General features: G+C 65.6%; 13 protein-coding genes. 4 read left to right on the forward strand and 9 right to left on the reverse strand.

Annotation, left to right across the window (positions count from 1 at the left end; genetic code table 11):
- Positions 1-66: 66 nt before the first annotated feature.
- The 4 genes from ACLV8F_RS01280 to ACLV8F_RS01295 all read right to left on the reverse strand — a co-directional run bounded on the left by ACLV8F_RS01280 (position 67) and on the right by ACLV8F_RS01295 (position 3,423).
- Entirely contained in the window at positions 67-231 is a 165-nt protein-coding gene (locus tag ACLV8F_RS01280) for a hypothetical protein (protein ID WP_411882433.1), read from the reverse strand.
- 8 nt (positions 232-239) lie between these two features.
- Positions 240-1,178 (reverse strand): DMT family transporter, encoded by a 939-nt coding sequence (locus ACLV8F_RS01285; protein WP_411882434.1) that lies wholly within the window; start codon positions 1,176-1,178, stop codon positions 240-242.
- Positions 1,175-1,696 (reverse strand): methylated-DNA--[protein]-cysteine S-methyltransferase, encoded by a 522-nt coding sequence (locus tag ACLV8F_RS01290; RefSeq protein ID WP_411882435.1) that lies wholly within the window; start codon positions 1,694-1,696, stop codon positions 1,175-1,177. Before ACLV8F_RS01290 ends, ACLV8F_RS01285 begins: the two co-directional genes overlap by 4 nt.
- Before the next feature lie 218 nt (positions 1,697-1,914).
- Positions 1,915-3,423: a DNA-3-methyladenine glycosylase 2 family protein gene (locus ACLV8F_RS01295; protein WP_411882436.1), complete on the reverse strand. Its 1,509-nt coding sequence runs from the start codon at positions 3,421-3,423 to the stop codon at positions 1,915-1,917.
- Between the two features lie 219 nt (positions 3,424-3,642).
- On the opposite strand from ACLV8F_RS01295, the gene ACLV8F_RS01300 reads away from it, so the two are divergent.
- The 4 genes from ACLV8F_RS01300 (at position 3,643) to ACLV8F_RS01315 (ending at position 7,814) form a co-directional block, all read left to right on the forward strand.
- The gene (locus ACLV8F_RS01300) at positions 3,643-5,028 is read left to right on the forward strand and encodes a phosphomannomutase/phosphoglucomutase (RefSeq protein WP_411882437.1); all 1,386 of its coding nucleotides are present in this window, start codon (positions 3,643-3,645) and stop codon (positions 5,026-5,028) included.
- 240 nt (positions 5,029-5,268) lie between these two features.
- Positions 5,269-6,282: a lipopolysaccharide heptosyltransferase I gene (gene waaC / locus ACLV8F_RS01305; RefSeq protein WP_411882438.1), complete on the forward strand. Its 1,014-nt coding sequence runs from the start codon at positions 5,269-5,271 to the stop codon at positions 6,280-6,282.
- A complete protein-coding gene (locus tag ACLV8F_RS01310) occupies positions 6,279-7,667 on the forward strand; it encodes a 3-deoxy-D-manno-octulosonic acid transferase (protein ID WP_411882439.1) in 1,389 nt (462 codons plus the stop codon). Before waaC ends, ACLV8F_RS01310 begins: the two co-directional genes overlap by 4 nt.
- Before the next feature lie 3 nt (positions 7,668-7,670).
- Positions 7,671-7,814, forward strand: coding sequence for a hypothetical protein (locus tag ACLV8F_RS01315; protein WP_411882440.1), 144 nt, complete (start codon positions 7,671-7,673; stop codon positions 7,812-7,814).
- 17 nt (positions 7,815-7,831) lie between these two features.
- Here ACLV8F_RS01315 and ACLV8F_RS01320 read toward each other — a convergent pair whose 3' ends face one another.
- From ACLV8F_RS01320 to ACLV8F_RS01340, 5 genes are all read right to left on the reverse strand, one after another.
- Positions 7,832-8,857, reverse strand: a complete 1,026-nt coding sequence (locus ACLV8F_RS01320; RefSeq protein ID WP_411882441.1) for a cupin-like domain-containing protein — start codon at positions 8,855-8,857, stop codon at positions 7,832-7,834.
- A 55-nt stretch (positions 8,858-8,912) separates the two neighbouring features.
- Positions 8,913-10,271 (reverse strand): TolC family outer membrane protein, encoded by a 1,359-nt coding sequence (locus tag ACLV8F_RS01325; RefSeq protein WP_411882442.1) that lies wholly within the window; start codon positions 10,269-10,271, stop codon positions 8,913-8,915.
- Between the two features lie 44 nt (positions 10,272-10,315).
- Positions 10,316-10,672, reverse strand: a complete 357-nt coding sequence (locus ACLV8F_RS01330; RefSeq protein ID WP_411882443.1) for a rhodanese-like domain-containing protein — start codon at positions 10,670-10,672, stop codon at positions 10,316-10,318.
- 29 nt (positions 10,673-10,701) lie between these two features.
- Positions 10,702-11,391 carry a protein-L-isoaspartate O-methyltransferase family protein gene (locus tag ACLV8F_RS01335; RefSeq protein WP_411882444.1) on the reverse strand — a complete coding sequence of 230 codons (690 nt, stop codon included), beginning with the start codon at positions 11,389-11,391 and terminating at the stop codon, positions 10,702-10,704.
- An 86-nt stretch (positions 11,392-11,477) separates the two neighbouring features.
- The gene (locus ACLV8F_RS01340) at positions 11,478-14,705 is read right to left on the reverse strand and encodes an efflux RND transporter permease subunit (protein ID WP_411882445.1); all 3,228 of its coding nucleotides are present in this window, start codon (positions 14,703-14,705) and stop codon (positions 11,478-11,480) included.

The raw sequence follows: 14,705 nt of genomic DNA on the forward strand, positions 1-14,705 counted from the left end.
TGGAATCAGATGGTTTTAAGAACCATGATTCTCACCCAGCTTGGGCGACATTCGTATGACCACGTATTACAGCTGAAACAGCTGCTTCTTCAGCGCCATCTTGTCTTTCTTGCGCAGGCTCGCTTCGGACTTGCGGTGCGAGCCGGCCTTGCGCTGCGCCGCTGGCGCCACCAGCGGGTTGCGCGGCTTGGGCGCGGTCAGCTTGAGTTTGGTCTTGCGGGCCGAAGTCATCGTGGCATTCAGGCCTTGCGGCCCAGCTTGAGCAACCCGGTCGACAGCGCCGTGCCGAACACAATCACCACGGCGCAGATCAGCATCCAGGCCGTCACGTGTTCGCTGAGGAAGAGCACGCCATACAACACCGCGAACACCGGCACCAGGAAGGTGACCGACAGCGCGCGCGGCGGGCCGGCGTTTTCTATCAGGCGGAAAAACAGGATATAGGCCACGCCGGTGCAGACCACGCCCACAGCCAGCAAAGCCAGCCAGGCGTGCGCGCCCGGCATCTGCGCGGGCCACAGCCAGGCGGCCGGCAATGCCAGGCCCAGGGTCGCGCCAATCTGGCTGCCGGCTGCGGTCACTAGCGGTGGCATGCCCGAGAGGTAACGCTTGGTGTAGCTGGCCGAGATGCCGTAGCAGACGCAGGCCAGCAAACAGGCCAGCACGGCCCAGCCCGGCGCCACGCCCGAGGCGTCGGGCTTGAAGGTGGCCTTGTCCCAGGCCAGCATGGCGACGCCGGCAAAGCCGACGATGAGGCCCAGGATGCGCGAGGCGTTGGGTTTGTCCTTGAGCCACAGCCAGGCGATCAGCGCGCCGAACATGGGCACGGTGGCGTTGAGGATGGCCGACAGGCCCGTGGTGATGGACAGCAACGCAAACGAGAAACAGGCAAACGGGATGCCTGAGTTCAGCACGCCGATGAAGAAAATTTTCTTCCAGTTTTTCTTCAGCTCCGGCAGCAGCCCGCGCAGCCACACGATGGGCAGCAGGAACAGCGCGGCGATGCCCACGCGCACGGCGGCGGTCGGCAGCGGGCCGAACTCCACCGTGCTGATGCGCATGAACAGAAAGGATGAGCCCCAGATGGCGGCCAGCATCACAAAATCGGCGACCCAGCTTTTGGGTTGGGTGGCGGCCGCGCCCAGGGGCGCGGCGACACCGGAAGGACTGGAACTCACAGCATGGTCTCCTGCAATGCGCCTTCGAGTTTCAGCAAGGCGGTTTTGCGGTGCAGCCCGCCGGCGTAGCCCGTCAGCGAGCCGTCGGAGCCCAGCACGCGGTGGCAGGGCACGATCACGCTGACCGGGTTGCGCCCGACCGCCGCGCCCACCGCGCGCACGGCCGCGGGTTTCCCGATGTTCTGGCTCACCTGGCCGTAGCTCAGCGTGCCGCCTTGCGGGATGGCCAGCAAGGCCTGCCACACCGACTGCTGGAAGGCCGTTCCGTGGCCCAGGTCCAGCGGCAGGTCAAAGGTCGTGCGCGTGCCGGCATAGTATTCAGTGAGCTGCTGGATAGTCTGCTTGAGCACCGGATGCTCCGGGTCTTCGCGCCACACATAAGGCTTCACGAGCTGCGGCGGCAGGTGGCGCTGGCCGGCGAACCAGGTGCCTGCCAGGCCCTTGTCGGTTGCGGCAATGATCATTTCGCCCAAAGGGCTGTGGAAGGTCGTCTGGACGATGGAGTTGTCGAATTTCATCTTGTTCACCTTTGAATGGTTTCGAGTTTCCGCTGTATCAGGCCTGTTCCGGTCCTGATACAGCTGCTTTGACTGGCTTGTCTCTTTTTTTTGCGGGGCAAAGGCTGGCTCGATCATTCACCGGCGATGTTCGCGCCTCAGCGCTGAGCCGTCCAATGAAATCGAGGCGCCGCATTCATTCCGCCCGCGCATGAATCCCATGTCGTCGCTGTGCGCCGTCAGCCGGGGCGCTCCAGCGTGCCGCTCCAGGCGCGTATCACCGCATAGCTGCGCCAGGGTTTCCAGGCGTGCGACGCCGCTTCGGCCTCGCGTGCCGGGTTCTTCTGCCCCTGCACGCCCAGGGCCTTGTGCAGCGCCACGTCACCCGCCGGAAAGGCGTCGGGCCAGCGCAGCGCGCGCATCGCGATGTACTGCGCGGTCCAGTCGCCTATGCCGGGCAATTCTTTCAGCGTGGCCAGCGTGGCGTTGACGTCGGCGCCGCTGTGCAACTGCAGGCGCTTGTTGGCCACGGCTTGCGCGATGCCGACGATCGCGGCCTGGCGCTGCTTGACGATGCCCAGTTGCCCCAGCGCGTCGCCGCTGGCCGCGGCCAGCACGGCGGGCGCGGGGAAGAGCCGCGTCAGTTGGGGCCACGGCGTTTCGACCGGTTCGCCGAAGCGGTCCACCATGCGCTGCGCCAGCGTGCGTGCGGCGGCCACGGTGATCTGCTGGCCCAGCACGGCGCGCACTGCGAGTTCATAACCATCCAGCGCGCCCGGCACGCGCAGGCCGTCGCCTTCGGGAAAAGCGTCGTGCAGCACGCTGTTGATGGCGGCCGGGTCCGCGTCCAGGTCGAAGGTGGTGCGCACGCGGCGTATCACCAGCGGCAGCACTTCACGCAGCGAATCGCTCACGCGCAGCACCAGCCGCGACCGCTCTTCTTCGAAACTCGCCAGCAGCCAGCCTGTGTGCAGCTTGCCGCCCGATTCGATGCTGAAGGTCCGGCCCAGGCAGGGTTGTGTTGCATCGGCGTCGATGAACTCGATGGCGGCTATGCAGCGCTTGCTGAAGAAAGCCAGCATGGTCTGCACGTCATAGGGCGGGCGGTAGCCCAGCCGTATGGTCGCGCCTTCGCCGACCTTGCCGGTGCGCTCGGGGCCCTGGCGCCGCAGCTGCGTGGGGTTGAGTTTGTAATGTTCTACAAAGGCCGCGTTGAAGCGGCGTACGCTGGCAAAGCCGCTGATCAGCGCAATCTGCGTGATGGGCAGGTTGGTGTCGGCCAGCAGCTGCTTGGCGGTGTGCAGCCTGTGCGTCTGCAAATACTGCATGGGCGAGACGCCGAACTGCGCCTCGAAGATGCGCCGCACGTGGCGGTCGCTCACGCCCAGCCGCGCGGCGAGTTTTTCGACCGAGGGCCCTTCTTCGGTCCACACCTCGGGCTCGTCCAGCAGGCGCGCCGCCTGGTGCGCCAGGATGTAGGACGCATCCTGGATGGACCACACTACCGAATGCGGCGCCAGTTCGGGCCGGCAGCGCAGGCAGGGGCGAAAGCCGGCGTTCTCGGCCTGTGCCGCGTGGTGGAAGAAACGGCAGTTCTCGCGTTTGGGGGTTTTCACGCTGCAGACCGGGCGGCAGTAGATGCCGGTGGAGGTCACGCCGGTGAAAAAGCTGCCGTCAAAACGCGCGTCTCGCGCCTTCAGGGCGAGGTAGCAGTCGTTGTCGGCAAGAGGGGTGTTTTCACGGTCCATGGGGGAAATGATACGCCGCAGGGTGGTTGATACTAGCCGTTTTCGGACATGTCCCTGAGCCCCTGTGGACCCCTCTCTTTCCGGTGAATTCGGGGTTCGCAATAGTCTGAACGGACTGCCCGGAAACGGTTGCCGCCTACAGGGGATGGCCGGGGCGCCACCTACAATCAAATTCACTCACTTCCAGCAGTTCTCCGTACCCCCCAGGAACCTCACCCGATGCAAATCAACCCGTCTATCTTCAAGGCCTATGACATCCGCGGCGTTGTGCCGTCCACCATCCATGAAGAGATGGCTGAAGCCTTGGGCAAGGCCTTTGGCATGGCGGCGCTGGCGGAGGGTGAAAAAGCCGTGGCCGTGGGCCGCGACGGCCGGCTCAGCGGCCCTTCGCTGAGCGCGGCCCTGATGCGCGGCCTGGCCGCCACCGGCATAGACGTGTTGGACGTGGGCATGGTGACCACGCCCATGCTGTATTTCGCCGCCAGCACGCTGGCCAACTCGGGTATCCAGGTCACCGGCAGCCACAACCCGAAAGACTACAACGGCTTCAAGATGGTGCTGGCCGGGCGCGCGATCTATGGCGAGGAAATCCAGGCGCTGCGCCGTGTCATCGAGGGCGACAAGTGGGTGCTGCCTTCGCAAGGCGGGACCATCCGCCAGGTCGACGTGGGCACTGCGTACCGCGACCGCATCGTGTCCGGCATCAAGCTGGAGCGCCCGCTGAAAATCGTCATTGATTCCGGCAACGGCATTGCCGGCGCTTCGGCGCCCGCCATCTTTCGCGCGCTGGGCTGTGAAGTGACTGAACTGTTCAGCGAGGTGGACGGCAACTTCCCCAACCACCATCCCGACCCCAGCAAGCCCGAAAACCTGCAGGACCTGATCAAGGCCCTGCAAAGCGGCGACGCCGAACTGGGCCTGGCTTTTGACGGTGACGGCGACCGCTTGGGCATCGTCACCAAGGACGGCCAGAACATCTACCCCGACCGGCAGATGATGCTGTTCGCCCGCGACGTGCTGTCGCGCGTGCCGGGCGGAACGATTCTGTTCGACGTCAAATGCTCGCAGCGCCTGGCGCCCGAGATCGAAGCCGCCGGCGGCGTGCCCATGATGTACAAGACCGGCCATTCGCTGATCAAGGCGAAGATGAAAGAGGTCGATTCGCCGCTGGGCGGCGAGATGAGCGGCCATATCTTCTTCAAGGAACGCTGGTATGGCTTTGACGACGGCACCTATGCCGGCGCCCGCCTGCTTGAAATCCTGAGCCGCGCACCCGATGCCGGCATTGTGCTCAACGCCTTGCCCACCAGCTTCAGCACGCCTGAATTGAACGTGGCCTGCAAGGAAGGCGAGCCCCACACCGTCGTGGAGGCCTTGATCAAATCGGCGAAGTTCGCGGCGCCGGCCAAGATTTCCACAATCGATGGCGTGCGCGTCGATTGGCCCGACGGCTTTGGCCTGATCCGCGCGTCCAACACCACGCCGGTGCTGGTGCTGCGCTTTGAAGGCCATACCCAAGAGGCGCTGGAACGCATCGAGGCCGATATGCTGGCCCTGCTGCGCAGCGTCAAGCCCGATGCCAGCTTTGCGGCTGCGGCGCATTAGGCCCACCCCTGTCCAGGCTCACTTCGTGTAGCCTGTTCCCCCCTTCCAGGGGGCGGCGCCTGCGGTCTGGCAAAGCCAGTCCCGCGGCCCCTACTGGTGGCGCACTCGAACTCTTAAACCCAGCATGAGCCGTGGAACCGGCTTTGCCGGGCCACAGGCGGGCGGCCCCCTCGGGGGGCAGCGACCCACACGCAGTGGGGGAGCGTGGGGGCCATGTTCTGGGCCATAGAATGGCCTTTCATGAAAATTCTCCTGGTCAAGCTGTCGTCCCTGGGCGATGTGGTGCATACCCTGCCCGTGGTGCAGGACATACGCGCCGCGTTCCCTGAGGCGCAAATTGATTGGGTGGTGGAGAAGTCTTTCGCCCCGCTGCTGGCACGCAGCGAAGGGCTGCACCGTGTGATTCCCTGCGAAATCCGCCGCTGGCGCAAATCCTTCTGGACAAGCGCGACGCGGCAGGCCTGGGGCGCTTTCAAGGTGCAGTTGCAGCAGGAGGCTTATGACGCCGTCATCGACCTGCAAGGCCTGACCAAATCCGCGCTGGTGGCGCGGCTGGCCCGACTGGCGCCCGGCGGCAAACGTTATGCCCTGGCCAACCAGACCGACGGTTCGGGTTATGAGGCGCCCACACGCTGGGTGGCCGACGTGGCGATTGCCGTCGAGCCGCACATCCATGCGGTGATGCGCTCGCGGGAGCTGGCGGCGCGCGCGCTGGGCTACACCCCTGCGGCTGCGACGCACTTTGGATTGAAGGTGCCCGCAAGGCCCGCAAAGACCCATGACCACTTCCCCAAAGGCCGTATCGCGTTTGTGCACGGCACCTCGCGCGCCGACAAGGAGTGGCCGCTCAGCCACTGGGTCGCATTGGGGCAACGCCTGAACACGGCCGGCTACCAGGTGCTGCTGCCGCACGGCAATGCCGCCGAGCTGGCCACCAGCCAGGCGATTGCCGAAGCGCTGAACGCCACAGCGCCGGATTCCGCCGTGGTGCCGCCCCTGTTGCCGCTGGACGCACTGGCCGAAGAACTTGCGCAGTGCACCGGGGTGGTCGGCGTGGACAGCGGCGTCAGCCACATCGCCGTCGCGCTGGACCTGCCGCACGTGCAGATCTACAACTTCGACACGGCCTGGCGCACCGGGCCTGATGCGTTCGGCCATGGCGGCCGGCAAACCAGCGTGTTTGCGCAGCCCGCGCCGGGTGTCGATGCCGTCTGGCAGGCCTGGCTGGCGTGCGGCGCGGAGGTGAACGCATGAGCGCCCTGATCCTGAAACTCTATTCGCTGCTGATGTGGCTGGGCCAACCCTTGCTGCGCCGCAAGCTGGCGCGCCGCGCCAAACAGGAGCCGGGCTACCAACAGGCGGTCGAAGAGCGTTTCGGCCGCTACACACAGCCGGCCGAGGTGGTGTCCGAGCTGGTCTGGGTGCATGCCGTGTCGCTGGGCGAAACCCGCACGGCGGCGCTGCTGCTCAAGGCCCTGCGCGCGCGCAACCCGGGCCTGCGCATCTTGCTGACGCACGGCACCGCCACCGGGCGCGCCGAGGGCGTGGCGCTGCTGCAGCCCGGCGACGTGCAGGTGTGGCAGCCCTGGGACAGCCCGGGCGCGGTCGCCCGGTTTTTCACGCACTTCAAGCCGCGGCTGGGGCTGTTGATGGAAACCGAAATATGGCCCAACCTGGTGGCCGGCGCGCAGACTCGCGCCATGCCGCTGGTGCTGGTCAACGGCAGGCTGTCGGAGAAATCCCTGCAGCAGGCGCTCAAGATGTCGCCGCTGTCCTTCCCTGCTTATGCCGCGCTGTCGGCGGTGTTTGCGCAGACCGACGACGACGCGCGCCGCTTTCGCCAGGCCGGCGCCGTGGTGAGCGGTGTGTTCGGCAACCTCAAATTCGATGCCTCGCCGGACGAAGCCCAGCAGGAAAAAGGCAAGTCCTGGCGCCGCGCGCTGGCGCAGCCGGTGATGATGTTCGCCAGCTCGCGAGAGGGCGAGGAAGAAATGTTCCTGAAGCAGATCAGTGCCGTAGCCCAATCGGAAAACCAGCAAGGCGCCGGCAAAAATGCAGCGATCGACGTCCGGCCCGAACCTGAGCCGCAAGCGCAGGCAGAAGGCATGGGAAGCCGCTTCAAGGTACTGCTGGTGCCGCGCCATCCGCAGCGTGTCAATGAGGTCGAGGCGCTGGTGGTGCGGCATGGCCTGCGCGTTTCACGGCGCTCAGGGTGGGACGATGCCGCAGGCGGCCCGGCTGGCGACGATGCGCAGCATGCCGACGTGTGGCTCGGAGACTCGCTGGGCGAAATGGCGCTGTATTTCGCGATGAGCGACGTCGCCTTGCTGGGTGGCAGCTTCGCGCCGCTGGGCGGCCAGAACCTGATCGAGGCGGCGGCCTGCGGCTGCCCGGTGGTGATGGGACCCCACACCTTCAACTTCACCGAAGCCGCCGAGCTGGCGGTGGAGGCCGGCGCCGCCCGGCGCGTGGTCGATATGGAGCAGGGCGTGCGCGTCGCGCGGAAGTGGATGGACAGGCCCGACGCCTATGCCGCGGCGGTGGCTGCGGGGCTGGCCTTTGCCGACCGCAACCGTGGCGCCACGGAGCGCACGGTCAATGCCTTGCAAACTTTTCTGGCACCGGGCAAAGCAGCATAGGCCATGCCCGAAAACTTCCAGGATTCTGAAAACTCACCGGAAGGCGGTCCGAAGAAACGCCGCGTTCCGGTCTGGTTCTGGATGCTGCTTTTTATGGCGGCCTGCCTGGCCGGCTTCGGCGCCTACGTGATCGCGACGCTGCCCTGAGCGGGGGGGCGACTGCGTTAGCTGCGCTTGGGAAGCACCTGGTGGCAGGTGCAATTGCCCCAAGCGTACAAATGCAGATGATGCGCCCAGTCGCGCAGCGTGGCCCAGGCGCCGCCGGTGGCGACTTCCCAGGGCGTGAGGCCGAACATGCCCAGGCTGATGGAGGGCTCCGCCGAGACCACCGAATGCCAGGTGCGCTTTGGAATGAACAGGGCATCGCCGGCTTCAACGCGGGCGTGGTAGCCATGGGCTTTTTCGAAGGACGCGAGTTCACGGACCTGTTCGGGCAGGCGCGAGACGTTGATGTCGCTGAGCGTGGCGCCCCAGTCGTACTTGGCGGCCGGGCACATGTGCTGGCGCTGGTCCGGTGAAAAAAGAATGAATTCCTTGACGCCCTGCAGCTGCACAAACCAGTTGTGCGGGAAATCGTTGTGCAGGCCGGTCACGGTATTGGCCGGGCCCATGAAGACGTATTCCCAGGTCATGCGGCCGGGCCACAGGCTTTTGATGAGCAGGTCGCGGCGCAACTCGGGGTATTTCTCAAGGATGTCCCACTGCGCCAGGTACAGGGTCGTCGGCTTGAACGACTGCATGTGGGCCCAGTTCAGGTGAAAGCGCTCGCCGGGTTTGTAGCCGTCCCGCACCGGCTTGGGCAACAGGCCGGCCATGGGGTCGGGCGCGCGCTGCGCCGCCTTGCCGAGTTCTCGCAGATAGGGCGCGACCGGAAGGAAAGGGCGGCCCTTGGTGACGCCCTGTTCGACCAGGCCGTCGGTGAATTTGACCGGCACTTCGGCGCCTTTGCCGGCACAGACGTCGGCGAGGAATTCAAACGACCATTTTTTCCAGGCCGGCCAGTGGTGGATGCCGCCCTTGACCAGCACGGGTTTGTCAAACGGCGGCCGGCGGCCCGCGCGTTTGAGCTCTTCCCAGGTGGTTTCCTCGATCAGCTCGAAGCTGGGGCCTTTGGGCGCGTGTAGCGGCGCGTCGGTCACGCGTTCGGCTTCAATCGGCAAGGGCAGGGGACTGTTTGCGGGCATCAACATGGAAATTCTGGCCCGGCTGGGCCTTTGTTGGAGTGGTGTGAGCCGTAGCGGGGATTCAGGGGGCCAGCAGCGCGTTGATTTTCTGCAGGTCTTCCGGCGTCAGCGTGCCGTTGGCCTGGCGCAGTTTCAGGTCGCCCAGCAGCACGTCGTAGCGCGCCTTGGCCAGGTCGCGTTTGGTCTGGAACAGCTGGCTTTGCGAGTTGAGCACGTCGATGTTGATGCGCACGCCGACCTGGTAGCCCAGCTTGTTGGCGTCCAGCGCGCTCTGGCTGGACAGCTCGGCCGCTTCCAGCGCCTTGACCTGGCCCTGGCCGGACTGCACGCCGAAGTAGGCGGTGCGCGTGGCCTGGGATACGGTGCGCCGCGCGCCTTCGAGGTCGCTTTTCGCCTTGTCGCGCAGCGACAGGGTTTCGCGCACGCGGTTTTGCGTGGCGAAGCCGGCGAACAGCGGCACGTTGAGCAGCACGCCGACGTTGGTGGTGTTGGTGCGGAAGGCAAACGGCGGGATGGTGGTCGCCGTGCCCGATGGATTGCGCGTGACGTTGTAGCTGGCCTGCAGGTCAACCGTGGGCTTGTGGCCGGCTTCGGCCTTGTTCACTTCCAGTTCCGCGATCTCGACGTTGCTCTGCGCCTGGCGGATGCTGGGGTGCACCAGTTCGGATTGCTCGACCCAGGTGTTGACGTCGGCGGGCGTGATGACCGGCAAGCCGACGGGCGTGGCCAGGGGCTTGGGCTGGGTTTCGCTTTTGCCGACCAGCGTGTCGAGCGCGATTTTTTTGACGCGCAGGTCGTTCTCGGCGGCGAGCTCCTGGGCGATCACCAGGTCGTAGCGCGCCTGCGCTTCGCGCGTGTCGGTGATGGTGGAGGTGCCGACCTCGAAGTTGCGCTTGGCCGAGGCGAGCTGCTCGGCCACCGCGGCTTTCTGGGCGCGCACAAAGGTCAGGGTGTCCTGCGCGGCCAGCACGTCGAAGTAAGCCTGGCTGGTGCGCACGACGAGGTCCTGGTCGGCGGCCTGCAGCTGGGCGCCGGCCAGTTCCACTTGCCGGGCGGCCTGCTGGTAGGTGGCCCAATTGGCGGGGCGGTACAGGGGCTGGGAAAGGTTCAGCGCGGCATTTTGTGTGTTGAAGCTGCGGTCTATGACGGGGGCCGTGTTTTCAAACCCGGTGCGCGTTACGCCGGCCGAAATGCCCGCCGTCGGCAGGATGCCGGCCTTCGCCTGGTCGGCCCTGGCGAGGTTGGCGTCGTATTGCAGCTTGGCTGACTGGTAAGACGCATCGAAGGCGCGGGCCGACTCATACAGCTCAACGAGACTCTGGGCCCGGGCCAGCGGCGCCATGGCCAGCAGTGCGACGGCGGCCGCAATCGACAAGGGCAACATCGCCGGCTGGGCCGGCAGTTTCTTGGGCGTGGTCATAAAGGTCCTGAAGAATGAATGAATCGGCAGATAAAAAAACAGGATCAGTACAGCGGCACGGACCGGTCCACCTGCTGCGACCAGGCGTCTATGCCGCCCTGCAGGTTGACGACTTCGGTGAAACCGCTTTGCATCAGATAGTTGGCCACCTGCAGGCTGCGCATGCCGTGGTGGCACAGGCAGGCAATCGGCTGGCCGGTGCCGGCTTCCTGCAGCTCGGCCAGGCGCGCCGGGATGTCGCGCATCGGGATGTGCACCAGCCTGAAACCGTCTTCTTTCACCGAGGCCGTCTGCAACTCCCAGGGCTCGCGCACGTCCAGCACCACGGGCAGGGCGGGCGCGCCGTCAGCGGCGTTGTCGCGCCAGGCGGCGAAATCGGCGAGGTTGAGCTGGGGGATCATGGGCGGCGCTTTCGGGGTTGTCGCAGATTTCAGAAGCTGAAGGCCGAGGGTTCAGGGAAGTTCAACAGGCGCGGGGCCACGGTGTCCCAGGCCTGGGTGGTGCGCCAGGCGTCTTCGCCCACGCGCGTGACCAGCGTGGCGCGCATCATGGGTTCAAAGCCCACGATGGCGCTCAGGCGGCCGCCCACCTTGAGCAGAGACAGCAGCGAAGCAGGCACCTCGGCGACCGAGCCGCTCAGCACGATCACGTCAAACGGGCCGCGCAGCGGGTCGTTGCTGGAAACGGCTTGCGCCAGCCTGGCGGCGCCGTCGCCGGTGCGCACTTCGGCGTTGTAGACGCCGGCGCGTTGCAGGTTGTCGCGCGCGGTCTGTGCCAGTGTGGGGTCGATCTCGAGCGAGATCACATGCTGGCCGCGGTGCGCCAGCAGGGCGGCCATGTAGCCGGAGCCGGCGCCGATCTCGAGCACTTTTTCGTGCTTTTGCACGGCGAGTTCCTGCAGGATGCGGGCTTCGACCTTGGGCGCCAGCATGTACTGGCTGGGGTTGGCCTGGGGCGGCAGCGGGATTTCCATGTCCACAAAGGCCAGCGCCTTGTGGGCGGTGGGCACGAAATCTTCGCGCTTGACCACGGCGAGCAGGGAGAGGACCTGGTTGTCCAGCACTTCCCAGGGGCGGATTTGCTGCTCAATCATGTTGAAACGGGCTTGTTCGTAGTTCATGGCGGACCTGTGGGTTGGCGAGATAGGAGGAGAAATAAGGGAAGAAAGAGGGGTGAAGAGGGTGTTCACGAGATCAACCTTTGATTTTAGCGGCCGCCCATGACGGGCGCGGGGTGAGCATCGGGCCGGATTTTGGGGCCGAACTTGCGCTTGAACCACTGGGCCAGGTCGTCCAGGTAGCAATAGGTGACGGGCACCACCACCAGCGTCAGCAGCGAGGAGGTGATCACGCCGCCTATCACGGCCTGGCCCATGGGGGCGCGCTGCTCGGAGCCCTCCGTCAGGGCAAAGGCCAGCGGCACCATGCCGAAAATCATCGCCAGCGTGGTCATCAGGATGGGGCGCAGCCGGACCTTGGCGGCATGCAGCAGGGCTTCGCCGCGCTCCATGCCCGGCACGCGGTGGCCGTCCACGTCCAGCCGGTCGGCGCGCATGCGGATGGCGAAGTCGACCAGCAGGATGGCGTTCTTGGTGACCAGGCCCATCAGCATCACCACGCCGATGATGGAGAACATCGACAGCGTGGAGCGGAACAGCAGCAGCGCCAGCACCACGCCGATCAGCGTCAGCGGCAGCGAGGTCATCAGCGCCATCGGCTGCAGAAAGCTCTTGAACTGGCTGGCCAGGATCATGTAGATGAACAAAATCGCCATCACCAGCGCGGAGACCGCGTAGCCGAAGGACTCGGCCATGTTCTTGGTGGAGCCGCTGAACTGGTAGCGGTAACCGGGCGGGAAGTTGAAGTTGTCGAGCACGGCCTTGATGTCGTTGGACACTTCGCCGGCCGAGCGGTTGTAGACGTTGGCGTTGATGGCGACTTCGCGCGCCATGTCGCGGCGGTTGATCTGGTTGGGGCCGGTGGTCTCTTTCACGGTGGCGACCTGGTTGAGCCGGACTATGCGCGAACTGCCGTCGGCGTTGCTGCCCATGCTGCTGCTCATGAAGGGGAGCCGCTCCAGGTCCTGCGGCGCGGTGCGGGCGCCGGGCGCCAGACGCACGTTGACGTCGTATGTCTGGTCGTCGGGCGCGCGCCAGTTGCCGACAGTCTGCCCGGCCACCAGGGTGCGCAGGGAGGCGGCGATCTGCGACACCGACAGGCCCAGGTCGGAGGCGGCGTCGCGCCGCACGTCGACCTCGATCACCGGCTTGTCGGCCTTGACGCTGGAGTCCAGGTCCACCAGGCCGGGGATGTCGCGAATCCTGTCGGTGACGGCGCGCGTGAGGCGCTCAAGCTCTTTCAAGTCAGTGCCCTGCAGCGAGAACTCGACCTGCTTGTTGCCGCCCACCGCGTCGAGCAGGCCGACGTGCGTCACCGTGATGCCGGGCACCTGCTTGAGCCGCTCGCGCAGCACACCCGACATCTCGTCGACGCTGCGCGTGCGCGCCTTGCGGTCCACCATGCGCACATAGATGCTGGCGTACATCTTGCCCTGCGCGTTGCCGGTGTTGAGCGTGGCCAGCGTGTATTTCACTTCCGGGAACTCACGCACGATGGCTTCAACCTGGCGCGCCTTGGCCTCGGTGTTTTCCAGAGACGAGCCCACCGGCGTGTAGAAATTGAGCGAGGTTTCCGAGAAGTCGGCCTTGGGCACGAACTCGGTGCCCAGCAGCGGCACCATGAAGATACTGGTGACAAAAATCACCAGCGCCAGCGCCAGCGTGGCCAGCTTGTGGCCCAGCGACCAGCGCAGGATGCCCTGGTAGCTCTCGCTCAGGGATTCGGTGGCGCGGTCGAACCAGCCGGTGACGCGGCCTATGGTCTTGTCGTAGAAGGTGACGGGCGCATCGCGCCGGCCGTGGGACTCAATCGCCGGGTCGTGCCAGATGCTGGAGAGCATGGGATCCAGCGTGAAGCTCACGAACATCGAGATCAGCACCGCCGCCACGATGGTCACGCCGAACTCGTGGAAGAACTTGCCGATGATGCCGCCCATGAAGCCGATGGGCAGGAACACGGCCACGATGGAGAAGGTGGTGGCCAGCACGGCCAGGCCGATTTCCTGCGTGCCGTCCAGCGAGGCGCGGTAGGGGTCCTTGCCCATCTGCACGTGGCGCACGATGTTCTCGCGCACCACGATGGCATCGTCGATCAACAGGCCCACACAGAGCGACAGCGCCATCAGCGTGATCATGTTGATGGTGAAGCCGAACAGGTTCATGAACAAAAAGGTGCCGATGATGGAGATCGGCAGCGTCAGCCCGGTGATCACGGTGGAGCGCCAGGAATTGAGGAACAGGAAGACGATGAGCACCGTCAGCAGCGCGCCTTCGATCAGCGTGCGGCGCACGTTCTCGACCGCCACGCGTATGGGGCGCGAGCCGTCGGTGATGAGTTCCAGCCGCGCGCCCGGAGGCAGCAGCGGCTGCAGCTCGGCCACGGCCTTGTTGAGGCCGTCGACCACGGCAATGGTGTTTTCGTCCTGCGCTTTCTGCACCGACAGCAGCAGCGTGCGCTGGCCGTTGTAGAGCGCCAGGCTGTCGAGTTCCTGCGCGCCGTCGGAAATGCGGGCGACCTGCTCGACGGTGACCGGCGCGGCCGAGCCGCCGGCCATGCTTTTGCGCGCCACGATGATCTTGCCGAAGTCTTCGGGCCGCTTCATGCGCGCGTCGATCTTGACGACGCGCTCCTGCTGCAGCGAGCGGATGGCGCCCACCGGCAGGTCCTGGTTTTCGTTGCGCACGGCGTTGACCACCTGGTCGGCGCTGATGCCCAGCGACTCCATGGCCTGCGGGTTGAGGTAAACGTTGATTTCGCGCTTGGTGCCGCCCACCAGCGTGACGGAGCCCGCGCCGCGCACGTTTTCCAGCCGTTTTTTGAGCACCTGGTCGGCCCAGTTGGTCAGCTCGACGGCGTCCATGGCCTTGCCCTGGCCGGCGTTGGGCAACACCGCCACCGACCAGATGGCGCGGCTGGCCGGGTCGAAGCGCAGCACGCGTGGCTCCTTGACTTCATCGCGGAAGCTGGGCCGTATGGCCGCGATTTTTTCGCGCACGTCCTCGGCGGCGCGGCGGCCGTCGATGTAGAGCTGGAACTCCATGATGACGACGGACTGGCCTTCATAGCTGCGCGAGGTCAGCGCATTGATGCCGGCAATCGAGTTGACGCCTTCTTCAATCTTCTTGGTGACTTCGCTTTCGACGATTTCAGGCGAGGCGCCGGGGTATTCGGCGGTGATGACCACCACGGGGAAGTCGATGTTGGGGAACTGGTCGACCTGCATGCGCTGGTACGAGAACAAACCCAGCACCACGATGGCCAGCATGACCATGGTGGCGAACACGGGATTCTTGAGGCTGACCTGCGTGAACCACAT

It is taken from the genome of Polaromonas sp. YR568 (assembly GCF_943369675.1).
Taxonomy (GTDB): Bacteria; Pseudomonadota; Gammaproteobacteria; order Burkholderiales; family Burkholderiaceae_C; genus Polaromonas.

Coding starts and splice junctions, on each gene's coding strand:
- ACLV8F_RS01295 (WP_411882436.1), bottom strand. CDS start 3,423: ATGGACCGTGAAAACACCCCTCTTGCCGACAACGACTGCTACCTCGCC.
- ACLV8F_RS01315 (WP_411882440.1), top strand. CDS start 7,671: ATGCCCGAAAACTTCCAGGATTCTGAAAACTCACCGGAAGGCGGTCCG.
- ACLV8F_RS01320 (WP_411882441.1), bottom strand. CDS start 8,857: ATGTTGATGCCCGCAAACAGTCCCCTGCCCTTGCCGATTGAAGCCGAA.
- ACLV8F_RS01340 (WP_411882445.1), bottom strand. CDS start 14,705: ATGTGGTTCACGCAGGTCAGCCTCAAGAATCCCGTGTTCGCCACCATG.
- ACLV8F_RS01290 (WP_411882435.1), bottom strand. CDS start 1,696: ATGAAATTCGACAACTCCATCGTCCAGACGACCTTCCACAGCCCTTTG.
- ACLV8F_RS01280 (WP_411882433.1), bottom strand. CDS start 231: ATGACTTCGGCCCGCAAGACCAAACTCAAGCTGACCGCGCCCAAGCCG.
- ACLV8F_RS01325 (WP_411882442.1), bottom strand. CDS start 10,271: ATGACCACGCCCAAGAAACTGCCGGCCCAGCCGGCGATGTTGCCCTTG.
- ACLV8F_RS01335 (WP_411882444.1), bottom strand. CDS start 11,391: ATGAACTACGAACAAGCCCGTTTCAACATGATTGAGCAGCAAATCCGC.
- ACLV8F_RS01310 (WP_411882439.1), top strand. CDS start 6,279: ATGAGCGCCCTGATCCTGAAACTCTATTCGCTGCTGATGTGGCTGGGC.
- waaC (WP_411882438.1), top strand. CDS start 5,269: ATGAAAATTCTCCTGGTCAAGCTGTCGTCCCTGGGCGATGTGGTGCAT.
- ACLV8F_RS01330 (WP_411882443.1), bottom strand. CDS start 10,672: ATGATCCCCCAGCTCAACCTCGCCGATTTCGCCGCCTGGCGCGACAAC.
- ACLV8F_RS01300 (WP_411882437.1), top strand. CDS start 3,643: ATGCAAATCAACCCGTCTATCTTCAAGGCCTATGACATCCGCGGCGTT.